Here is a 17,691-nt window from a genome sequence, read left to right on the forward strand (position 1 = left end):
GAATCCCAAGTGACCCGTGTCCGTGGATACTTCCACCCCAAGACAGCGAGCGGCACCGCCTCGCTGATCCCCTCCCCGCCCTGGCGCTACTCCGGCGATCTGCTCACCGTGGAGTACCGCACCGACCCGGCCCGGGTGCGGGAGCTGCTGCCCGAGCCGCTGGAACTCGCCGACGAGGACCCCGGCGCGGTGGCTCTGATCTGGGCCGACTGGCAGTCCTGCGGCGCATCCGGCGATGAGCTGCTCGACCCGGTGCTCTCCCAGTACAAGGAGGCGTTCGCGGTCGTCCGCTGCCAGTACAAGGGACACACCTACACCCGCTGTGTCTACATCTGGGTGGACAAGGACTTCGCCATCGCCCGCGGACTGCACCAGGGCTACCCGAAGAAGCTCGGCTCCATCCACCAGACCCGCCCCCACCCTTATGGGCCCGCTCCCCGCATCGAGCCCGGCGCCCGCTTCGGCGCCACCCTCGCCGCCGCCGACCGACGCCTGGCCCAGGCCGTGGTCACCCTGCGCGAGCCCTCCGAGACCAACGGTTTCGTCAACGGCCACCCGATGGCCCACCACCGCTGGCTGCCCTCCATAGAGAAGGGCAAGGGCCTCGCCCTCGACGAGCTGATCGAGTCCGGCGCCGCCGCCTTCGAAGGCGGACAGCCCTGGGTCGGCGACGCCGCCCTGGAGCTGTTCGAGGCGCCCACCGAAGAACTGGCCCGGCTGGAGATCCGCGAGCCGATCGCCGCGTACTACCGGCAGGTCGGCGTCGTGTGGGACGGCGGCCGACTGCTGGAGTCGAACACCTCCGGTGCCGAGTGAGCCCCCACCGCGCACCGACCGACAGGAGCCCCAGGACATGAGCGCACACATCAGCACCATCGCCGGAGTCACGGTCGACACCCGGCACTGGATCGGCGGCGAACGTGTCGCCTCCGCCGAGACCTTCACCGACGTCTCCCCCATCGACGGCAGCACGCTGGGCGAGATCGCGCGGGGCACCGCGACGGAGGCCGCAGCGGCCGTCGCCGCCGCGAAGGCCGCCTTCCCCGGCTGGGCCACCACCCCGCGCACCGAGCGCGCCCGCCTGCTGCACGCCGTCGCCGACGGCGTCGAGAAGCGCCTCGAAGAACTGGCCATCGTCGAGACCAGCGACAACGGCGCCCTCCTGCGCTCGCATCGGCGCGGCGTCATGCCCCGGGTAGCGCACAACTTCCGCTTCTTCGCCGACTGGCTGCTGAAGCTGGAACACGAGGACTTCGACACCCGCGGCCACACCAACACCGTCAGCTGGGATCCCGCCGGCCCCTGTGTGCTGATCACTCCGTGGAACGCCCCACTGATGCTGGCCACGTGGAAGATCGCCCCGGCGCTGGCCGCCGGTGACACCGTCGTCCTCAAGCCCGCCGAGTGGTCCCCGCTGACCGCGTCACTGCTCGCCGACATCGCGGCCGAGGCAGGGCTTCCGCCAGGTGTCCTCAATGTCGTGCAGGGCTACGGCTCCGAGATCGGCGACGCCCTCACCTCCCACCCGGACGTCCGCCGGATCAGCTTCACCGGATCCGTACCGACGGCCCAGCGCATCGCCGTGTCCGCTGCCGCCAACCTGACCCCGCTCAGTCTCGAACTGGGCGGAAAGTCCCCGCTGTTGGTGTTCGCCGACGCCGATCTGGAGCTGGCCGTCGACCTGGCGGTCGAGCAGTACGACAACGCGGGCCAAGTCTGCCTGGCCGCGACCCGCATCCTGGTCGAGGAGTCCCTCGCGCAGGAGTTCACCCGCCGTTTCGTGGCGAAGGCCGCGGCACTGAGACAGGGCGACCCGCGGGAGGAGGCCACCGACATCGGCCCGACCATCCACCCCCGCCAGCTCGACAAGATCGACGGGTTTGTGCAACGGGCGATCGAGGCCGGGGCCCGCGTGGTCGTCGGCGGCCACCGGGGCGACGGCCAGTACTACACGCCGACCCTGCTCACCGATGTCACCCAGGACTCCGAGATCGTCCAGGAGGAGGTCTTCGGTCCCGTCTTGACGCTCCAGACCTTCGCCACCGAGGACGAGGCGATCCGGCTGGCCAACGACACCCGCTTCGGTCTGGCCGCCACCGTCGCCACAGGCGACCACGAACGCGCCGAACGCGTCACCGCACAGCTGGTGGCGGGCACCGTCTGGGTCAACTGCTTCTTCGTCCGCGACCTCCAGGCCCCCTTCGGCGGCAGCCGGCACTCGGGCGTCGGCCGTGAGGGCGGCACCTGGAGCTTCGACTTCTACTGTGACGTGAAGAACACCGTGACCGCGCCGAAGGGTTGGAAGGACCATGGGTGAGATCGTCGGGGCGGGACTGCTCGCCCATGTACCCACCATCGTGCTGCCGCTGGAGACCCGCCTGGAACTGAACGAGGGCAAGGAGATCACCCTCGTCACAGGACTGCGGCAGCTGCGCGAGGACGTCTTCGAGCGGGACGACTACGACACCGTCGTCGTCCTGGACTCCCACTGGGCGACCACCGTCGAGTTCGTCGTCACCGCACAGCCACGCCGCGCGGGCCTGTTCACCTCCGAAGAACTGCCCCGCGGCATGTGCCGGATGCCCTACGACTTCCCGGGCGATGCCGAACTGGCCCACAACATCGCGTCGTTCGCCGACAAGCACGGTACCTGGATCACCGCGATCGATGACGAGTATCTGCCGATCTACTACGCCACGATCAACCTGTGGAAGTTCCTCGGCGAGGGCCTGCCGGACAAACGCTGGGTCACCATCGGTGTCTGCCAGACCGGCGACATGGAGGACCATCTGCGGCTGGGGCGGGCCCTGGCCGACGGCATCGCCGCCACCCCGGGTCGCAGGGTGCTGCTCATCGCCTCCGGCGCCCTCTCCCACACGTTCTGGCCACTGCGTGAGCTGCGCGACCACGAGGCCGGCGACCCGATCCACATCTTCACACCCGAAGCACGCGAGGCGGACCACGAGCGCATCGCCTGGTTCAAGGAAGGCCGCCACGACAGGGTCCTCGACACGATGGACGCGTTCTGGAAGTACAAGCCGGAGGCGAAGTTCTTCCACTACCTGATGATGGCAGGCGCCCTCGGTGAAGGGGCGTGCACCGCCCGAGCCCGCCAGTACGGCGCGTACGAGAACTCGATCGGCACCGGTCAGGTTCACCTCTGGTTCGACCGCCCGGCCGACGGCTGGACCGGAACCGGTCCGACCACGCTCACCGCCCCCACCCCGCGCACCCCGCACAGCCGCAGCTAGGAGCCCCGCCATGCCCGAGTACCGCCGCATCCTCCTCGACGGCGCCGCCGTCCATGTCACCGTCGACGGGGACGAACTCCTCGCCGACGACGGCCGCCGTGTGAAGACCGCGGACGCCCAGCACCTGCCCCCGGTGGTGCCGTCCAAGGTCATCGCCGTCCACCTCAACCACCGCAGCCGCGTCGAGGAGTTCCGGATCGGACTGCCCGACACCCCCACCTACTTCCACAAGCCGACCTCGGCACTGAACAGCCACCGGGGCGCCGTCGTCCGCCCCGAGGGCTGCCAGTGGCTCAACTACGAGGGCGAGGTCGCCATCGTCATCGGGAAGCTCGCACGCAACATCGATCCGGCCGACGCCGGGGAGTACATCGCCGGGTACACCGTCGCCAACGACTACGGTCTGCATGACTTCCGGGACACCGACGCGGGCTCGATGCTCCGGGTGAAGGGGTCCGACACCCTGTGCCCGCTCGGTCCGGGACTGGTCACCGACTGGGACTTCCACGGAAAGCGGCTGCGCACCTACGTCAACGGCGAGGTGGTCCAGGACGGTTCGACCGACGAGATGACATGGGACATGCACTACCTGGTCGCCGACATCGCCCGCACCATCACCCTGTACCCCGGTGACGTACTGCTGTCGGGTACGCCGGCCAACTCCCGCCCCGTGCGGCCCGGGGATGTCGTGGAGGTGGAGGTCGAAGGGCTCGGCCGTCTCACCAACCACATCGTCACCGGCCCCACCGCCATCCGGGCCGACGTCGGCGCCCAGCCCACCGAGTCCGAGGAGGTGCTGTCCACCGCCCTCGGCGGCGACTGGGAGTTCCGCGGCGTCAGGCCACCCAAGCGCTGAGGCGAGGGGCGGGTAGGGTCGACGGCATGACCGACTCCGCCGAGCCCGCCGGTGAGCGCCGCACCCGCAAGCGCGTGAACCAGTACGGGACGGGCCGGGTGGCCCTGCTGGAGGCCGCTGTCCGCGTGGTGGCCCGCGGTGGTCTGCGCAAGCTCACCTACCGGGCTGTGGCGGAGGAGGCCGGCGTCACCCATGGGCTGGTCGTGCACCACTTCGGTTCGCGGGACGCGCTGATCGAGGAGGCTGTCACCCATGCCATCCGTACGTCCCTGAGCAGCAGCGCGCTCAACACCGGCACTGGCAAGGCGGCCGACTTCGTCAGCGGGCTCACGGACATGGTCGAGTCGGGTCCCGAACTGCAGGCGTTCCAGTACGAACTGCTGCTGGAGGCGCGGCGCAGGCCGGAGTTGCTGCCGCACCTGCGGAGACTGTACGAGGAGTACTTCGAGGCCAGCCGGCGCGAGCTGTCCCGTATGACGTCCCGGACGGTGAGCCGCGGAATGTCCCGGCTCGTCTTCGCCGCGCTGGAGGGACTGGTGCTGCACCAGTTGGTCTTCGGCGAGCGCGAGGTCACGGAAGAGGCGCTGTCGGAACTCAGGGCCTTGCTCGAAGGGCTGGCCGAGAACCCCGCCGAAGGCTGACCCTCCCCTCTCTGCTCCCACGGTCGGCCTGATTTTCCGCGCCACCCCCTTGTCAACTGCTGCAATGGCTTGCCTCAGCGGCCGGCATGCTCCGTCGATCGCAGGTTGTGTCCATGCGACGGATGACCCCGCCACCGCCGACCGCACGGAGGCGGCGCCGGGGCGGGCGGCGCCGTTTCCTCCCATGAGTCAGTCACCCACCTGTTCTGGAGCAACCGCATGACCACCCTTGACGAATGGCTCAGCAAAGCCGAAACGCTGGAACTGTCCGGATCGCACTTCATCGACGGCGCAGAGGAAGCCGGTGCCGGCAGCACCTTCGCTTCGGTCTCACCCCGCGACGGCCAGGTCCTGACCGAAGTCGCCGACGGCGGTGCGGCCGAGATCGACGCCGCCGTCACCGCGGCACGCCGGGCGTTCGACACCGGCCCATGGCCACGCCTGGCCCCCGGCGAACGGGGACGGGTGCTGGTGCGCCTCGCCGACCTCCTCGAAGAACACCGGGCCGAGCTGGCACTCACCGTCAGCCTGGAGATGGGCAAGCCCATCACCGACGCCCACGACATCGAACTCAGGGCCGTCATCAACACGTTCCGCTGGTACGGCCAGCTCGCCGACAAACTCACCGACGAGTCACCGCACACACCACCGGACACGCTCGCCCTGGTCACCCGGGAACCGGTCGGTGTCGTCGGCGCGGTCGTGCCCTGGAACTTCCCCCTCACACTCGCCGGATGGAAAGTCGCCCCTGCCCTAGCCGCAGGCTGCACAGTCGTTCTCAAACCATCCGAGAACTCACCCTTGTCGGCCCTGCTGCTCGCCCGTATCGCTCTGGAAGCGGGGCTGCCCCCAGGAGCACTCAACGTCGTCAACGGCAACGGACCGGTGGCAGGCCGCGCCCTCGGCACCCACCCGGACGTCGACGTCCTGGCCTTCACCGGCTCCACTGCCGTGGGACGCCACTTCCTGCGCTACTCCGCCGACTCCAACCTCAAGCGCGTCTGGCTGGAGCTGGGCGGCAAGTCACCCAATATCGTCCTGCCCGACGCTCCCGACCTGGAGAGGGCCGCGGCGACGGCCGCCTGGGGCATCTTCTTCAACCAGGGCGAAATGTGCACCGCTCCCTCGCGGCTGCTGGTGCACTCCTCCATCGCCGACACAGTCACCGAGGCCGTCGTGGAGCGCGTACGCACGCTCCGGGTGGGCGACCCCCTCGACCCCGCCACCGAGATGGGCGCGCTGGTCGGCGAGCACCATCTCACCCGCGTACTCGACCATGTCCGTACCGGAGTGGAGGACGGTGCCCGTCTGCGCACAGGCGGGGCGCGCACCCTGACCGACTCCGGCGGTGTCTACCTCGAACCGACCGTCTTCGACCACGTCGCGCCAGGCAGCCGCCTGGCGCGCGAGGAAATCTTCGGGCCGGTGCTGTCGGTCCTCACCTTCGACGACATCGCGGAGGCCGTCGCCCTCGCCAACAACACCGAGTACGGACTCGCGGCCGGCCTGTGGACCTCCGACCTGTCCACCGCCCACCAGGTCTCCCGCGCCCTCAAGGCCGGCACGGTCTGGGTCAACTGCTACGAGGAGGGCGACCTCACCGTGCCCTTCGGCGGCATGAAGCAATCCGGCAACGGGCGGGACAAGTCCGTACACGCCCTGGAAAAGTACACCGAACTGAAGACCACCTGGATCCAGTTGTGACCCACCGCCCTCTCATCGCGATACCCGCCCGTTTCTCCGCCACCACCTCGGCCCTGCGCCACGCGGCGGAGGTCAACGCCCGCGCCCTGGTCGAGGCCGTGTGGCGCGCGGGCGGTGAACCCGTCACCGTCCACCCGCACGCCCCGGGCGGAACCGCCGATCCCGAAGAGGTCGCCGCCCGCCTCGCCCGATTCGACGGCCTTCTGCTTCCCGGCGGAGGCGACATCGCCCCTCACCGCTACGGAGGCGGTCATGCCCACGAAGCCGTCTACGACGTCGACGACCAGCAGGACGCCTTCGACCTGGAACTGGCCCGACAGGCACTCGCCCGACGGCTTCCGCTGCTGGCCGTCTGCCGCGGTCTCCAAGTGGTCAACACCGTGCTGGGCGGCACGCTGCACCAGGACATGGGCGGTCCCGGAAGCGAGCACCGCCACATCCGGCACCCGGTCTCCCTCACCTCGGACTCCGCGCTGGCACGCACCATCGGCGCCGACAAGGCAGAGGCGTCCTGCTACCACCATCAGCACGTGGACCGACTGGGACAGGGGCTGACCATCACCGCACGCGCCGCCGACGGGACGGCAGAGGCCGTGGAACTCGCCGACGCCGACGGCTGGTTCCTGGCCGTGCAGTGGCATCCGGAGGACACCGCACACGAGGACCTGGCACAGCAGCGCCTCTTCGAAGGGCTGGTGAGAGCCGCAGGCGAACGCGGCTGATGGGATCGGGTCCGGTCAGCTCTTGGCGCGCCGACCGCTGCGGCGCGGTGCGGGCTCCTCACCGCCCAGCAGGGACCTGCGCCGTTCCTCGCCGTCCTCCTCGACCTGAAGGACCACCCGCCGCAGCCCTTCGGCGAGAGTGCGGCACTCCTCGTCGCTCAGCCGGCCCGTGACGAAGGCTTCCTCATCATTGAAGGCGGGGAACACCCGGCGCATGAAATCCTCCCCCTCCTTCGTGAGGGCCAGCAGCACAAGACGCCCGTCCGTCGGATGATCAATGCGCCGCAACAGACCGCGTGACTCCAGGGTTCGGGACACACCGGTCAGTGTGCCCTTGGAGATTCCTGCCTCCTCCGCCACATGCCGGGTCTCGGACTCACCCCACACCCACACCACCCACAGCACGACGAAGGCGGTCCAGGTCAGGTCCGCGCCCCGCAACACGGAGTTCTCCAGGTGCTGACGCACCGCGGAAGCGGCGCGGTAGATATTGGCCACCACGGCCATCTGTTCCCGACGGACGGGAATGCCACCGAGCTTCGCCTCCGCGAGCTTCTCCGCCTCGCTGATGGACCGCTGGCCGGGCACGGGGCCTCCCTCACATCGACTTCGGGCGGCAGGCTCGCACGGCCTGCGATCGTTCGACACCAAATTGTACGGGCGTGCGGGCCGAGGCAATGCCGCCTGCTCCATACCGGCCGGCGCGGCTCGGTCCAGAATCGCGACATAAACGGATACGGAGATGTCTCGGGGAAGATGCCGCGGCGCTGGGTGGCACGCGCCAGATGCGTCACCAGCACAACGGCGTCGGCGGTCCACGGGCTCGGGCATCGTGGAGTCCGAGGCGTCGCTCCCGGCGCACTTGAACCGGTGGAGCAGGGCGAAGTGTCTGCCCGACGACGCGGCGGAGCTTGGCCAAGCCCTTGATGTCCGGGGCGCCTTTACGGAAGATCACCGGCAGGATCCGGCGGTGCCGCAGCCCACGGCGCACGGCCTTCGAGCCGTACACCTCGTCGCCCAGGCCGGACCCGGGCCGCCGTCGTGGTCCACCAGGCACCGTGCTGAGGCGGATCGAGCGCCCGGTGGGGCGGAGCCACCGCCACCGGCCTGCGGATTCCGGCGACGTGATCGGCTGCACCACCCGGCGGGACGCCATTGTCGGCGGCGTCGTTTTTCCTCAGGCCTGTGAGTGGGGTGAAGCCAGGAAATATTGTCCAGTGTTTGAGCAACGTGGTCCAAGGACTGCCGGGATGCCGGTCGCTACCGTTCCCCTGGGTCGAAATACGTTGAAACGGCGCGTCGGACACGCGTAGGCGCACAACGCATCAAAGGGGACCGCGGTATGTCTGAACGGAATTCTGAGTTCGAGGGCAGAGGTGCCGGTGGGATCGGCCGGAGGGCGCTCCTCAAGGCAACGCCAATCGCGGCGGCCGGGATTGTTCTGGGTGCGTCCAACCTCGCGGTCGCAGCGGGGCGCCCCGGTGGCGGCAGCCTTCCGGCGGTAATGCCTGACTTCCAGCCCACGTATCACGCAGATGGTTCTGTGTCGTACGCCAAGGGTCTGGTTCCGCCGACTGACAAAAATATCCGGTATCGGGGCCGCTGGCAGGAGCAAGCGAACGGATATGTTTACGGTTACTATGAAAGCGGTCTTGAATTTGGCTTCACTGGAACATCTCTTTCTGTGACGCTCGAAGGCACTTGCAGGCTTCTTTACAGCGTAGATGGAGGGGCATTTCAGCGAAACATCAACGCGAGCGGTACGTTGACGATTGCATCGGGCCTTAAGAAGGGGGTGCATTCGGTGAAGATCTATTCGGAGTATCAGCAGTCCTTCCCAAAGCTGATGTATTTTGAGATCGACCACGGCGCAAGCATAAAACCGTGCATCAAAAAGCCGATCATGGAGTTTGTCGGGGATTCTATTTCGGTGGGGTACATCGGGCCGGGGCTGACCAATTCGCTGGGGAGTTCATTCAGCTTTAAAACGCCTGAACTGCTGGGCTTTTCTCATAATACCGTTGCATTTGGCGGGATAGCGGTGGCACCGGGATCCGGCGCGCCGGACGGGACGGGAATGGTGAGCCGTTACTCCAAGCTGTCGGAATATGTCCCGGGTGAATCAAACGTGCCGGAATGGGATACCTCGACATATGTACCCGACTATCTCGTGATAAATCTTGGTACGAATGATCCTTCGACCGGGACAAGGGCGCCGAATTTCAAGCCCGCATATATGACGTTCCTTGAAAATGCGAGAATGTACTATCCCGGCGCGGTGATTTTCGCAATGTCGCCGTTCAATGGTGCTCATAGAAATGAGATATCTGAAACGGTGAGCGCGAGGAATGCCACTGGAGACGCGAAGGTGGTATACATCAACGCGTATGGCTGGATCGATAGTGCGACAGAGACGACTGACGGTACGCATCCGACCATCGCCGCTCATGAAAAGATTTCCGTTCGTCTGGCGACATCAATTCAGAATTACTTGACTGCGCGGCATTGAGCAGGTCGACCACGCCGAGGCGCAACGGCACGGCCTTTGATGAACGCCGTCCTCGACGGCCCGCGCCGGAACCGGAGTCATCCGCCCTCCTGGAGACCGAAGGTCGCCAGATCGGTCATGCGTGTTCAGTCTGGACGGGCTGGGCCCATCTCGGCGTCCAGACGCCGTTGTCGGGGCGGCCGGGATAGGCGGAAGTGAGGTGATCGCGCAGGGCTGCCAGGGCGGGGTGGGGGTTGTCGGCGCGCCAGATCAGCGAGTGGGGGTAGACCGGAGTCGGGTCGTGCAGGGGAATGCGCCGCAGGTCGTGGCCGACAGGGCAGCGGGATACGGTCGGTGAGCTTCGTCTTGGACAGGATCACCGCCGCGGCGTGTACGCCGGTGCCGCGGGTGAGGCCTTCCACCCCGCGGGCGGTGCCGACGACCCAATCAAGGCCCTGTGGGACGTCATGCTCCCCTTCTCCGGTTACGCGGGCAACAAGTCCCACACCGCCGGCTACGGCCTCTTCTCCTACTGGACCGCCTACCTCAAGGCCAACTACCCGGCCGAGTACATGGCCGTGCGTACAGCTCTCCGGACTGATCACCGGCATCCAGCTCAAGATGACCAAGCAGGGCAATCACTGGGCCATCGTGAACCTCGCGGACCGCGACGCCGGTATCGAAGTCCTCTTCTTCCCCGCCGTGTACCGGCTCGTGCAACACGCACTGGCCGAAGACAACGTCATCGCCGTCAAGGGCAGGATCGAAGACCGGGACGGTGAACATCTTCGGCCGCGAACTCTCCGTCCTCGACATCTGGGGCACCGACGAAACACTCGTCGTACGGGGACGAGTTGACGGACGCTCTGACCAGGTCGCGAGCGAGGGGCGCCTCGTCCGGCGGGAAAAGATCTCCGGCAGCGTGGGAGACGATCTCCGCGCAAGGGTGCATCGTCCCTGGTCAGAGAGTTCCGTCGGTGCGCCCATCTCCTCCGCCGACATCGGTGGCAAGCCGCCTGTGCGACTCGCACTCCCCTCGCACCGCATCACCGAACAGACCGTCGGCGAACTCAAGCGCATCCTCGCGGCCCACCCGGGCGACAGCCCCGTACACCTCAGTGTTCGCACCGCACGCAAGACCACCGTCTACGCCCTGAGAGCCACGGTGGACCCCACGACCATCGCCTCTGACATCAAAGGCACCTTCGGCGCCGACACCTGGCACGGCATTGCATGAGCCCCGGCCATGCCACCGGCTCCGCGTCCGACCATCACGCCCCGCACCTCGTGACCGGGCAGCCGACTCCGTTTGACCCTGACACGGTGACAAGGTCTTCACTGCTTCCCGAGGAGGTGGTCCCGATGACCACGACGAGACAGGACACCGATGCGGCACGAGCGCTCCAGGGGCTTGAGGACAGCCGTTCGTCTGTGCGACTGCGGGCTGCTCTGGCGGTCGGTACGGCGCCTGACCCGCGCTTCGTCGGCAAGCTCATCGAGCGATGCGCGATCGAGCCTGAGTTCTTCGTCCGCGACATGCTGACCTGGGCGCTCGTCCGCCACCCGGTGTCCCTGACGCTCCCCGAACTGCTTGGTGAAGTCCGCTCGGAGCATGCGCAGGCACGCAGCCAGGCGCTGCACACCCTGTCCAAGATCGGGGACCGGCAGGCGTGGCCGGCGATCACACGGGCCCTGTTGTCCGACGCCGACGACGAGGTGGCGAGGAGCGCCTGGCGGGCCGCGGTCGTGCTCGTACCGGAAGGCGAGGAGTCCGCCTTGGCCACGGTGCTGGCAACGCAGCTCGGGCGCGGTGAACAGAACACCCAACTGAGTCTCAGCCAGGCGCTGGTCACGCTGGGCGAAGTGATGGTGCCGGCACTGCGCGCCGCGACGACGGCCTCCGACCCGCGCGTGCGTGCGCACGCGCTCGCCACACAACGGCTGCTGCGCGACCCGGACGCCGGATTCGAGTCGGCCATCGAGGAGGCCAAGCGCGTCGTTGCCCTCACCGGAGCCCCCAAGACGGACGATGAGAACCGTGCTGATCGGTGAGGTGTCGAGACGGTCCGGGGTCAGTGCCCGCATGCTCCGGCATTACGAATCGCTCGGCCTCGTGCGGCCCTCGGGGCGTACGGGCTCCGGTTATCGGGAGTACTCCGCGAAGGACATCCGGCGGATCTTCCACATCGAGAGCCTGCGGTCACTGGGTCTGTCGCTGCGTGAGATCGGGCGCGCGCTCGACGATCCCGGTTTCACACCCGCGGCGCTCGTCGGCGACCTCATCCGACAGACCAGCGACCGCATCGCGGCCGAGACCGAACTGCTCACGCGGTTGCGCCGGATCGACACCGCGGACCCCGCCGACTGGGAGGACGCACTCCAAGTAGTTTCGCTCCTCCAGGCGCTGGGGTCGCAGAGCGCCAACGCCCGCCAGCGCGCGGCCCTCTCCTCGGTCGGCGGGGTTCCGGTGCCGGTGGAGGCCCTGGTCGAGGCGGCACTGAGGGAGACGGAGCCGAACGTCGCCGGCGCCCTGCGATGGGCGCTGGCGCAATCGGGCGGCGACGGCCCGGCACTGCTGGCCAAGGGCCTCGGCTCACCGGTGGCCGCGGTGCGCAAACGTGCCGTTGAGTCACTCGCCGTGATGCCCGGTGGGGCGGCGACCGCGTACCTGCGGGACGCTCTCACGGACCCCGACGCCGGGGTACGCGGGTATGCGGCTCTGGCGCTCGGGACACGTGGAGTGGCCGAAGCGGTTCCGACGCTCATCGACATGATCGTGGTGGGAAGGAACGACACCGATGCGGCCGACGCCCTGAGCGCGCTGGCGAGCGACACCGCGACGGCCGATCAGATCGCGACCAGCCTCGTCGACCGCCTCGCCCACCGCACTGCCGAAGCGCCCGCACGCGGACGGCTGACCCAAGCGCTGGCGGGCATTCCGGGGACGACGGCGTCACGCGCCCTCACGGAGCTGTCGCACGACGAGGACCGTGCTGTTGCGCTGACCGCCGCCTACCTTCTTCAGCTGCGCGACGCACGGTGACGAATCCGCCCCGCAACTTTCGGGAACGTCGTCTATGGCGTGATGTCGAGGACGGCCTTGCCGTGGAGACGACGAGCCATCAGGGCGGCTATAGCTTCATCGGCCTGGTTCCAGTCGCCGCGCCAGGAGATCTGCGGGGTCAGGTCTGATGCGGCGATGCGGTCGGCGAGCCAGGTCAGGTCCGGGCCGGGAAGGGGGCCGTCCTGGAGGTGGAAGGTGGTGATGGAACGGCCGTGGCGTCCGTCGTTGCCCAGGAACGCGCCGGGCGGGAAGTGCACGGGCTGCAGTGTGACATCGCCGACGGCTATCAGGGTGCCGTGCGGTGCCAGCTTCTCGAACGCCTGCACCAGTTGAGGGCCCCCGACGCAGTCCACGACGGCATCCACGAGGGCGCCGGTGTGTTCCGGTCCTGGGATTACCTCGTCGGCGCCCAGTGCGCGCAAGTCGTTGCCGTGTGCGTCGGGTTCGCCTGTGGAGGCGATCACGTGTGCGTCGCCGAGATGTGCGAGCTGAACCGCGTAGCGTCCGACGCCGCCGGTGGAGCCGGTGATGAGAACGCGCTTGCCGGACAGGGAGCCGATCCGTCGCAACGCTCGCAGGGCGCTGGTTCCCGCAACCGGCAGGGTGCTGAGCGCCCCGAGGTCGGTGCCGACGGGCGCGATGCCGAGCATGCCGGTGTCCACCGCCCTGAATTCGGCCCAGCCGCCGCTCTCGCCCAGGGTGAGCACTGGCGTTCCGGCTGCCGGCCCGGAACCGTCGGTGGCCGCGCGTTCGACCACGCCGGCGGCATCCCAGCCCAAGACGGCGTTGTCCGGCGCCTGGGATACGGCGTGGCTGACCTCTCCAAAGTTCAGCGAGGTGGCGGCTACCCGGATCAGGGCCTGGTTGGGGGCCGGTTCGGGATCGGCGGTCTCGCCGAGGCAGAGACCAGAGGGAGCGCAGTGGTCGACGAGCAGAGCACGCATGTGGTTCGGCCTTTCCAAGAGTGACTCAAGCAGTTATGCCACTCAGTGGCATGTGCGTGCAAGTAGCGTTTGCCCTTCCGCGTTACACTCGACCCGTGACCGCCGGCCCTCACATCTCGCCTGCCACCCCTCCTAGCCGAAACGGGGTCCCCGCACGGGCGCCCGCCGGCCCTCCGCTGCGGGAACGCAAGAAGCGCCGCACTCGTCAGGCGCTGATCGACACCGCACTGGAGCTGTTCACCCAGCGCGGTTTCGGCGGGGTGACCCTGGATGAGCTCTGTGACGAGGTCGAGGTGTCCAAACGCACCTTCTTCCGATACTTCACCAGCAAGGAAGATGTCGCGATGGCCCCACTCCAGGACCTCTGGACCGCATTCTTGGAGGAACTGCAGACCAGCAGGCCCGACGGCCGTCCCCTGCTGGACCCGGCGAAGGAGGCCCTTCTCGCCGCTCTGGAACGCGTGGCGGACGACGCATGGGCACACCGGACGCTGCTCAGCCTCCGACTGGCCGCGCAGACCCCGTCGATGAACGCACATGGCCTGCACTTCTGCGAACGCACCACCCACGCGGCGCTGGAGGTCCTGCACAGTAGATTCGACCTGAAGAGCCGCCACGATCCCCGCCCCCGGCTGGTGGCAGACATGCTCGTCGCCGCATTCCGCTATGCCCTCACCGGCTGGGCGGCCCAGGCAGACGTCTACGAACCGGCCGCGGCCCGGACACCGGCCAAGCAGGTACTCGCCACCCGCTTCCGCAAGGCTGTCGCCGCGCTCCCCGGCAGCCTCACGCTGGCCCCCGCTCCGCGCAAAACCGACAGCTGACCGGCGACAGCCCAGACCGCCCGGCCAGCACCTGTGAGGGACCCGTTCAGCTCGATCCAGCAGCCTGGGGCCGCAACGTGACTGCTGCACGGAGGCCAGCAGTCATCTGACACGGCCTTTGTACGTTCGTCTGTACCCGGCTGAGCACTTGCCGAGGACATCGACAGACGCACGACTCCGGACGAGGGCGTCCCCGGTCACAGGCGCGTGGTGAAGCGGCCGTCGGGCAGTTTCCGCAGCCGGCCGCGATCAACAAGTCTGACAAGCCTGCCCCTCAGCGGTTCCGACCTGGCGCTCACGGTGACGTCGACTCCCAGTGTCTCGCCCACCTGCCGGGCCATGACCGGTCCAGCGGCCTGCCGCACGGCAGAGAGTATTCGCTGGTAGTCCGCGGGAGCACGGTCTCCTCCACATCCGGCGTGCGGTGCGGGAACCGACTGCGGCCGTTACCCACGCGCTCACCGCACTGAGCGTTCCGATGCACCCCTGTGACGAAACGCTCTGGCGTTCGGCCGTGCACACCTGCACGGGCTCGTGCTCTTCCTGGATGAGGCGGACCCGGCGGACGGCTGCCGGGCCGCCGTCCGCCGGGTGCACTGCGGTGGCAGAAGCCGTCACGCAGACAGGTCCGGAGCCGGCGGCGGGGCGGGAAGCCACGGCTGGTCGGCGAGGGCCTGCTGGAACGCACCGCGCACCGCAGCGCCCGCGTCCCGACGCTGGACGAGACACGGGTACGGGACCTGTACTTCGCCCGCGGTGTGATCGAAGTGTGGGCCTGCGAACTGCTGGCCGCCAGAGGCCTGTTGACCCCGCAGGCCCTGACCGCCCATGAGGCGTTCCGCACCTGCTCGACCGGCTCGGACGTGGCGGGTCTCGTCCAGGCGGATGTCGCCTTCCACCGTGCGCTCATCGACAGCTTGGAGAGCGACCGGCTCTCCCGTGCACACAGCGTGATCATCAATGAGATACGGCTCTGCCTCGCCCAAGTGCAGAACGCCAACCTTCTCGCCCCCGCGGAGATCGCCGAAGAGCACCAGAAGATCATCACGGCCATCCGCGACGGCGATGTCGCCGGAGCCGGCGAAGTGGGCCTGGGACACCTCAGGCACGCCGAAAGGAACCTGCTGGAACACCTGCGGGGGTGACCTCCGGCCGGCAGGGGGACGGATGTCATGCCGTGCCGCCGACGATGCGCTGGGGGGAGCCGGGAAGCCGTCGACGCCGGACGACGTTCACCGTGGCGATGTTTGGATTCAACCAAGCCTGGTCCAGAGTTGGTTGGGAAAGCTGACGCCCTGTGAGCCGAAGGGGCGGGATGCGACCGCTGGGGTCGGGAAGAGCCGCATGCCTGCCCCACACGCCACCCCCGCCCCGCATCGCAACCCCCCACCCATCGACAAGGAGCAGTGTCCATGCCCCGTCAGCACGAACCCCCGGTCAACGGAACGACGCCCTCCGTCGCCGTTCGCCGTGCGGTTCCCGTGCCCCCGCCGGGCGAGGACCCCGGCGCGGACCTCGGCCCGCGTACCCCCGAGCCCGCTCCTGACCCGGCCGCCCCGATACCGATACCGGCGTCCCCCGCGCCCGCCCCCAGGCGGCTCTTCGGGCGGCGCTCCGCGTCCGCCACCGCGGAACCGGCATCCGCCGCGCAAGGACACCAGCCGGAGCGGGAACAGCGGCAGGCGGCGGCGTCCGACGGGCCGGAGCCCGAGGCGTCGGCCGGTGTGCTCTTCGCCGGGGGCGACGACGGCCCGGACGATCCGGACGCGGCGGGGGCATCGCCGGGACGGCCGCGCGGCCCCATGCTGGCCGCGGCCGCCATCGCGGGGGCGGTGCTGATCTCCGTACCGTTCCTGGTGCTCGGCCTGAGCGACGACGACGAGAACCGCACCGTCAACACGGCGCCCGTCGGCGGTACGACGCTCGACGCCGGTCTGTCCGACGACAAACCGGCCCCCGACTACACGGTCGAGTCACCGTCGCCCTCCGCGTCGCCGAGTGCGTCCCCGTCTCCGTCGAAGTCCGTGTCCGTGTCCGCGTCCGCGTCCGCGTCTGCGAGCGTGGCCGCCGCGCCGCCTGCGCGGGCGGTGTCGCCGTCCGCCCCCAAGAAGACGGCCGGCCCGACGGTGAGGAAAGCCGCCAAGCCCAGCGCCCGTGAACGGGCCAACGCCGCCTCCGCGGCCACGAACGTGCCCCTGAAGAACGCCAGTACCGACATGTGCGCCGATCTCCCCGGCCAGGGGCACGGCTCGGTCGCCGGCCCGGTGAACCAGCACAGCTGCGGGCACATGGCCCCCACGGACAACATGCTCTGGGATCTGCGGGTCGCCGACAAGGACGGTGGGCCGCGGGGGGCGAGCCTGTTCGTCGCCGCCAACCGCAAGGACGGGCTGTGCCTGGACGTGCCCTACTACGGCACCGTCGACCACGGCACGGCGGTCTCCGAGTACTACTGCGACGCGACGACCGCGGACAACCAACTCTGGTGGCTGGACCCGCAGTCGGACGGCACCTACTGGATCCGCAACCTCGCGAGCAACCTGTGCCTGGGCGTGCGGGGCGGCGCCGCCGCCGGGGAGAACGCCAGGCTCCAGGTGGTGAGGTGCGTCGACACACCGACCAGCGCGCAGCACTGGACCCTCACCCGGTAGACCACCGCGAACAGGCCCCGGCACCGGGCCCCCGCATCAGGTGTCGCGGGGTGAGGAAGCTCTGCGCGGACGCACGGAATCGGGCGACGAGCGGGTTGGTGTCCGCGGCGCGGGTGGCGACCACCACCTGGCAGGGTTCGACTCCCTCGACGGGGATGGTGGCGAGGTCGTCGCGGAGCGTGCAGCGCCGCTCGTCGGCCGGTACGAGGGCGACGGCCCGCCCGTCGGCGGCGACTTCGGGTTTGTACTCGAAGGTGTCGACGAGCAGGGGACGAGCGGGGCCGGGCTGCCGTCCGGACGGCGATCGAGCCGCCAGAAACCGGTCCACAGCGCGGCCATGCCGGCACAGGCCACCAGGGGCTCGTCGGTGAAGTCGTCCGGGGTGACCGACTCCTTGCCGGCGAGGCGATGGAACGTAGGCACGAGCAACACCCGGGGCTCGTCGTAGAGGGCTCCCACGATCCGGTGGTGCGCCAAGTCGGGCGGTGCGCCAAGTCGGGCGGTGCGCCAAGTCGGGCGGTGCGCCGGGGCGGGTGGTGTGCCGGG

The 17,691-nt window shown here is 68.8% G+C and carries 19 protein-coding genes; 15 read left to right on the top strand and 4 right to left on the bottom strand.

Translation table 11 applies throughout. The features are described 5' to 3' along the window. Window positions 1–9: 9 nt before the first annotated feature. The 7 genes from ABT245_RS27955 (at window position 10) to ABT245_RS27985 (ending at window position 7,174) form a co-directional block, all read left to right on the top strand. Window positions 10–816: an acetoacetate decarboxylase family protein gene (locus ABT245_RS27955; RefSeq protein WP_351738350.1), complete on the top strand. Its 807-nt coding sequence runs from the start codon at window positions 10–12 to the stop codon at window positions 814–816. Window positions 817–853: 37 nt separating this feature from the next. Beyond that, entirely contained in the window at window positions 854–2,317 is a 1,464-nt protein-coding gene (locus ABT245_RS27960; RefSeq protein WP_351738353.1) for an aldehyde dehydrogenase, read from the top strand. Then, a complete protein-coding gene (locus ABT245_RS27965) occupies window positions 2,310–3,251 on the top strand; it encodes a 3,4-dihydroxyphenylacetate 2,3-dioxygenase (RefSeq protein WP_351738356.1) in 942 nt (313 codons plus the stop codon). Before ABT245_RS27960 ends, ABT245_RS27965 begins: the two co-directional genes overlap by 8 nt. Before the next feature lie 10 nt (window positions 3,252–3,261). Further along, entirely contained in the window at window positions 3,262–4,107 is an 846-nt protein-coding gene (locus tag ABT245_RS27970; RefSeq protein WP_351738359.1) for a fumarylacetoacetate hydrolase family protein, read from the top strand. A 26-nt stretch (window positions 4,108–4,133) separates the two neighbouring features. Then, window positions 4,134–4,748, top strand: coding sequence for a TetR/AcrR family transcriptional regulator (locus ABT245_RS27975; protein WP_351738362.1), 615 nt, complete (start codon window positions 4,134–4,136; stop codon window positions 4,746–4,748). Window positions 4,749–4,967: 219 nt separating this feature from the next. Continuing rightward, window positions 4,968–6,452 (top strand): aldehyde dehydrogenase, encoded by a 1,485-nt coding sequence (locus ABT245_RS27980; RefSeq protein WP_351738365.1) that lies wholly within the window; start codon window positions 4,968–4,970, stop codon window positions 6,450–6,452. Next, window positions 6,449–7,174 (top strand): gamma-glutamyl-gamma-aminobutyrate hydrolase family protein, encoded by a 726-nt coding sequence (locus ABT245_RS27985; protein ID WP_351738367.1) that lies wholly within the window; start codon window positions 6,449–6,451, stop codon window positions 7,172–7,174. Before ABT245_RS27980 ends, ABT245_RS27985 begins: the two co-directional genes overlap by 4 nt. A gap of 15 nt (window positions 7,175–7,189) precedes the next feature. Here ABT245_RS27985 and ABT245_RS27990 read toward each other — a convergent pair whose 3' ends face one another. Next, window positions 7,190–7,762, bottom strand: a complete 573-nt coding sequence (locus tag ABT245_RS27990; RefSeq protein ID WP_351738370.1) for a MarR family winged helix-turn-helix transcriptional regulator — start codon at window positions 7,760–7,762, stop codon at window positions 7,190–7,192. Window positions 7,763–8,516: 754 nt separating this feature from the next. Here ABT245_RS27990 and ABT245_RS27995 point away from each other — a divergent pair. Further along, entirely contained in the window at window positions 8,517–9,683 is a 1,167-nt protein-coding gene (locus ABT245_RS27995) for an SGNH/GDSL hydrolase family protein (RefSeq protein WP_351738372.1), read from the top strand. Window positions 9,684–9,808: 125 nt separating this feature from the next. Here the strand turns inward: ABT245_RS27995 and ABT245_RS46195 are convergent, their stop codons facing one another. After that, on the bottom strand, window positions 9,809–10,168 hold the full coding sequence (locus tag ABT245_RS46195; protein WP_502982204.1) for a hypothetical protein: 360 nt from the start codon (window positions 10,166–10,168) through the stop codon (window positions 9,809–9,811). Window positions 10,169–10,283: 115 nt separating this feature from the next. On the opposite strand from ABT245_RS46195, the gene ABT245_RS46200 reads away from it, so the two are divergent. The 4 genes from ABT245_RS46200 to ABT245_RS28015 all read left to right on the top strand — a co-directional run bounded on the left by ABT245_RS46200 (window position 10,284) and on the right by ABT245_RS28015 (window position 12,705). Continuing rightward, the gene (locus tag ABT245_RS46200) at window positions 10,284–10,520 is read left to right on the top strand and encodes a hypothetical protein (protein WP_502982207.1); all 237 of its coding nucleotides are present in this window, start codon (window positions 10,284–10,286) and stop codon (window positions 10,518–10,520) included. Continuing rightward, window positions 10,441–10,899, top strand: coding sequence for a hypothetical protein (locus tag ABT245_RS46205; protein ID WP_502982208.1), 459 nt, complete (start codon window positions 10,441–10,443; stop codon window positions 10,897–10,899). Before ABT245_RS46200 ends, ABT245_RS46205 begins: the two co-directional genes overlap by 80 nt. Before the next feature lie 125 nt (window positions 10,900–11,024). Further along, a complete protein-coding gene (locus ABT245_RS28010) occupies window positions 11,025–11,714 on the top strand; it encodes a HEAT repeat domain-containing protein (protein WP_351738375.1) in 690 nt (229 codons plus the stop codon). After that, window positions 11,701–12,705: a MerR family transcriptional regulator gene (locus ABT245_RS28015; RefSeq protein WP_351738377.1), complete on the top strand. Its 1,005-nt coding sequence runs from the start codon at window positions 11,701–11,703 to the stop codon at window positions 12,703–12,705. Before ABT245_RS28010 ends, ABT245_RS28015 begins: the two co-directional genes overlap by 14 nt. A gap of 32 nt (window positions 12,706–12,737) precedes the next feature. Here the strand turns inward: ABT245_RS28015 and ABT245_RS28020 are convergent, their stop codons facing one another. After that, on the bottom strand, window positions 12,738–13,670 hold the full coding sequence (locus ABT245_RS28020; protein WP_351738380.1) for a zinc-binding dehydrogenase: 933 nt from the start codon (window positions 13,668–13,670) through the stop codon (window positions 12,738–12,740). Window positions 13,671–13,765: 95 nt separating this feature from the next. Here ABT245_RS28020 and ABT245_RS28025 point away from each other — a divergent pair, with 95 nt between their 5' ends. The 3 genes from ABT245_RS28025 to ABT245_RS28035 all read left to right on the top strand — a co-directional run bounded on the left by ABT245_RS28025 (window position 13,766) and on the right by ABT245_RS28035 (window position 17,145). Continuing rightward, window positions 13,766–14,494 carry a TetR/AcrR family transcriptional regulator gene (locus ABT245_RS28025; RefSeq protein ID WP_351738382.1) on the top strand — a complete coding sequence of 243 codons (729 nt, stop codon included), beginning with the start codon at window positions 13,766–13,768 and terminating at the stop codon, window positions 14,492–14,494. A gap of 740 nt (window positions 14,495–15,234) precedes the next feature. Continuing rightward, window positions 15,235–15,639 (top strand): GntR family transcriptional regulator, encoded by a 405-nt coding sequence (locus ABT245_RS28030; RefSeq protein WP_351738413.1) that lies wholly within the window; start codon window positions 15,235–15,237, stop codon window positions 15,637–15,639. Window positions 15,640–15,906: 267 nt separating this feature from the next. Next, window positions 15,907–17,145, top strand: a complete 1,239-nt coding sequence (locus ABT245_RS28035; RefSeq protein WP_351738385.1) for an RICIN domain-containing protein — start codon at window positions 15,907–15,909, stop codon at window positions 17,143–17,145. Here ABT245_RS28035 and ABT245_RS28040 read toward each other — a convergent pair. Beyond that, complete coding sequence (locus ABT245_RS28040; protein ID WP_351738387.1) at window positions 17,135–17,473, bottom strand: type 2 periplasmic-binding domain-containing protein; 339 nt, start codon at window positions 17,471–17,473, stop codon at window positions 17,135–17,137. The two genes, ABT245_RS28035 and ABT245_RS28040, sit on opposite strands and share 11 nt — an antisense overlap. Between the last annotated feature and the right edge of the window lie 218 nt (window positions 17,474–17,691).

The sequence above is a fragment of the Streptomyces sp. NPDC001508 genome (genome assembly GCF_040298665.1).
GTDB lineage: Bacteria > Actinomycetota > Actinomycetes > Streptomycetales > Streptomycetaceae > Streptomyces.